The 2,950-nt window shown below is 44.0% G+C and carries 4 protein-coding genes; 2 read left to right on the forward strand and 2 right to left on the reverse strand.

Annotated features, from left to right (window positions below):
* Positions 1–86 precede the first annotated feature (86 nt).
* Positions 87–767 (forward strand): DNA mismatch repair endonuclease MutH, encoded by a 681-nt coding sequence (mutH, locus tag CAG68_RS15895; protein ID WP_017635066.1) that lies wholly within the window; start codon positions 87–89, stop codon positions 765–767.
* Between the two features lie 15 nt (positions 768–782).
* Here the strand turns inward: mutH and CAG68_RS15900 are convergent, their stop codons facing one another.
* Complete coding sequence (locus CAG68_RS15900) at positions 783–1,094, reverse strand: DUF6482 family protein (protein ID WP_005381772.1); 312 nt, start codon at positions 1,092–1,094, stop codon at positions 783–785.
* A 154-nt stretch (positions 1,095–1,248) separates the two neighbouring features.
* Between CAG68_RS15900 and CAG68_RS15905 the strand changes: the two genes are divergently transcribed.
* A complete protein-coding gene (locus tag CAG68_RS15905) occupies positions 1,249–2,283 on the forward strand; it encodes an NADP(H)-dependent aldo-keto reductase (RefSeq protein ID WP_005381774.1) in 1,035 nt (344 codons plus the stop codon).
* Between the two features lie 131 nt (positions 2,284–2,414).
* Here the strand turns inward: CAG68_RS15905 and CAG68_RS15910 are convergent, their stop codons facing one another.
* Complete coding sequence (locus CAG68_RS15910) at positions 2,415–2,666, reverse strand: hypothetical protein (RefSeq protein ID WP_005381776.1); 252 nt, start codon at positions 2,664–2,666, stop codon at positions 2,415–2,417.
* Positions 2,667–2,950: the final 284 nt, after the last annotated feature.

Below are 2,950 nucleotides of genomic sequence, written 5' to 3' on the forward strand. Positions count from 1 at the left end.
TTCTTACACCGCCTCGGTGAAATCTTAAACAGTAGATTTGGTCGGAGTTTGATAAACTATATTTTTTGTAATACCACCTTGTAACTATGAAACCAGAACCACAAACAGAAGCAGAGCTATTGGAACGAGCACATGATATGGCAGGACTCAGTTTTGCTGAGTTGGCCGCCGAGGCGAATATGATTGTTCCTGAAAACTTAAAACGTGATAAAGGTTGGGTGGGTCAATTACTCGAATGGCACTTGGGCGCTCCAGCTGGCAGTAAACCTCAACAAGATTTCGCAAACCTAGGGATCGAGTTGAAAAGTATTCCGATCAGTTACTCTGGCAAACCTTTAGAAACAACCTTTGTTTCTGTGGCGCCCCTCACTGGTGTTCATGGTCTTACATGGGAAACAAGTCATGTTCGAAACAAGCTATCTCGTGTGCTTTGGGTACCCGTAGAAGGAGAACGAGAAATCCCACTCGCTGAAAGACGTGTGGGCAGTCCACTCATTTGGTCACCAGATGAAGAAGAAGAGCGGATTTTGCGAAATGACTGGGAAGAGTTAATGGAGATGATCGTCTTGGGAAGATTTGATCAAATTTCCGCCAGACACGGAGAAGCGCTGCATCTTCGCCCTAAAGCCGCAAATGCAAAAGCGCTCACCGAAGCATACAACTCAAATGGTAAGCCGATGAAAACTCTGCCCCGAGGCTTTTACCTTAGAACACAGTTTACTGAACAGATCTTACTCAAGCACTACATTAACACTCAACCAGAATAAAACCATATCAGCTATTTAGTGCGTCACGAGCGATAACTCAATATCGCAGTATGAGGCCGCCTCTTCAGTGCCACATTCGTCATACGCATTGCGCAGCCTTAAATACGCTTTATCGACCCCTAGCCTCAATAGTTCTTCTTTTACTAAGTCTAGAGAGCCAAAATGTATCGGGTCTTCACCGTCTTTAATCGGCTCAAGTTGATGCTTGTACTCCACAGCTAAAAGATAGTCAGAGACATCAGAACACCCAATCACAAATACTTTGGGAGTTTTATAAGTATCTTTATGTGGACCATGTAGCCACATGTCCAATTGATGCTTCTGCATAACATACCTCCTTCACACGATCATTTAAGTGTAGTTAGGCTAACTGTAGCTTTCGAGTTTGCTCTTCCTTTATACGTAAATCATTTGCGATTGCGGCTAAAAATCCCCTATATTGGAGTCACTTATTTAGTCGGTAACTCTTCAAGGACGTGATATGCAATACACAAAACTACCGCACTCATCACTTGAGATCAGTAAAATCTGCCTCGGCACTATGACGTTTGGCGAGCAAAACACAGAAAAGGACGCCTTTGAGCAGCTCGACTTTGCCCTCGATCATGGGGTGAACTTCATCGATACCGCAGAGATGTACCCTGTACCGCCAAACTCGGAAACACAAGGGCTCACCGAGCAATACATCGGTAATTGGTTAGCAAAAAGCGGCAAAAGAGAAAAAGTAGTACTGGCAACAAAAGTGGCAGGCCCTCGAAATGTTCCTCACATTAGAGACAACATGAGCCTTAATCGTCGCCACATCCATACAGCAATTGATGACAGCCTTAATCGTCTACAAACCGATTATGTCGATTTGTACCAACTACATTGGCCGCAGCGTCAAACCAACTGCTTTGGTCAACTCAACTACCCATACCCTGACAAACAAGAAGAAGTCACGTTAATTGAAACGTTGGAAGCGCTTACTGAATTAGTGAATGCAGGTAAAGTGCGCTATATCGGCGTATCCAACGAGACGCCGTGGGGGGTGATGTCGCTACTGCGTTTGGCAGAAAAACACGATTTGCCAAGAATTGTCTCCATTCAAAACCCATATAACTTATTGAACCGCAGCTTCGAAGTTGGCTTGTCTGAAATCAGCCATTACGAAGGCGTTCAGTTACTTGCCTACTCTCCTTTGGCATTTGGCTGCCTGAGTGGTAAATACCTAAACGGGGCAAAACCTGAAGGCGCTCGATGCACTAAGTGGGAGCGTTTTGCGCGCTACTTCACTCCACAAGGTGTTAAAGCGACCGAAGCTTACGTCAATTTAGCTCAAGAGCATGGTCTAAACCCTGCACAAATGGCGCTCGCGTTTGTCAATCAGCGTCCATTTGTTGCTTCTAACATTATCGGAGCAACAAACCTAGACCAATTAAAGGCCAATATCGACAGTATTGATTTGCAACTTAGCGACGAACTACTTACTGAAATTCAAGCAATAGGTACAACTTACTCGAATCCTTGCCCTTAACGGTACCACCTTCAAACGAAAACAGCTGATCTTCAAGATCAGCTGTTTATCAAATGAAGTATGACTTCATATCGCACGTTAAGCGTGTTGACTGACTCGTTAGCAACTCTGCCAGTCCAACACGCTAACGATTACGTCATTATTCGCGACGTTAAGACTCGACGAAGGTGACGAACTCGACGTTCAACTTTTACTGCATCCGGAACATTGGCACGTGTAGAACGACCATCGCGATCTAAACCAATATCCCTCAATAGATGAACATTCGTCCATGGAATATCATGAGCAGTTCGGCGTATGGTACGCTGCCATTGCTTTTCTTCGCGTTTAAGGTCTGCTTTCAATAGCAAAGTGGCCAATTGTAAGTAAATAGAGTGACGCATAATATTTTCTCCGATTATCGATGTATTCGACTGGGAAAAATAGTGCGTAAAATGAACAGAAATATTCTGTTGATACTAAGCCGCTACTTTCCCGCAGCCTAGTAATAAATATGATAGGTTACGGATTAATTTTTATCTTGTGAGCCAGTGGTATTGGTATCATCCGATTTAAGGGTTATCGGAGCGATAGGCATACGATCAGCGCAAGCAGTGGTGTTAACAACGTAATGTTTCATCTTGCGCCTCCTAGCTAAAAATTAATCCGTTTATGAAAGGTATAACTC

The sequence above is a fragment of the Vibrio sp. V42_P2S4T144 genome, from assembly GCF_009904715.1.
Taxonomy (GTDB): Bacteria; Pseudomonadota; Gammaproteobacteria; order Enterobacterales; family Vibrionaceae; genus Vibrio; species Vibrio alginolyticus.

What these genes read in the sequence shown, in the direction of transcription:
- mutH (WP_017635066.1), top strand. Translation starts at nt 87, where the DNA reads ATGAAACCAGAACCACAAACAGAAGCAGAGCTATTGGAACGAGCACAT.
- CAG68_RS15900 (WP_005381772.1), bottom strand. Translation starts at nt 1,094, where the DNA reads ATGCAGAAGCATCAATTGGACATGTGGCTACATGGTCCACATAAAGAT.
- CAG68_RS15905 (WP_005381774.1), top strand. Translation starts at nt 1,249, where the DNA reads ATGCAATACACAAAACTACCGCACTCATCACTTGAGATCAGTAAAATC.
- CAG68_RS15910 (WP_005381776.1), bottom strand. Translation starts at nt 2,666, where the DNA reads ATGCGTCACTCTATTTACTTACAATTGGCCACTTTGCTATTGAAAGCA.